This is a genomic window from Faecalibacterium sp. DFI.5.82 (assembly GCF_029076575.1).
Taxonomy (GTDB): Bacteria; Bacillota; Clostridia; order Oscillospirales; family Ruminococcaceae; genus Faecalibacterium; species Faecalibacterium duncaniae.
On record NZ_JARFIS010000358.1, the window covers coordinates 1 to 320 of the forward strand.

A 320-nucleotide genomic window follows, 5' to 3' on the forward strand; every position below is an offset into this window, starting at 1 on the left:
ACCTTGTGATTGCGCCATACAAGATGGTGATCCCCGCCGGGGCCACAAAGCCCGAGCAGGTGCTGGAAAAGCTGGAGGACAATCTGGTCGTGATGAGTGTTGCCCGGCCCCCTGAGGTGCGGGAATACGGTTTCCTGCCCGCCGGGGTCTACGACAAGGACACCTTTGCCCTGCGGCTGATGGACAAGCCTGCCTCATACTTTTACAGTGTGCTCTGGAACAAGCTCTACCGCCGCATCCTGCTCACCGGCAATGACATCCAGTTCACCAGCGAGCTGAAATGGGCCGAGGATCTGGTGTTCAACATGCAGTATATCCAG

The 320-nt window shown here is 57.8% G+C and carries 1 pseudogene; it reads left to right on the top strand.

The window, feature by feature from the left end:
- A pseudogene (locus P0G09_RS16985) lies at window positions 1-320 on the top strand (glycosyl transferase family 2); the annotation flags it as partial.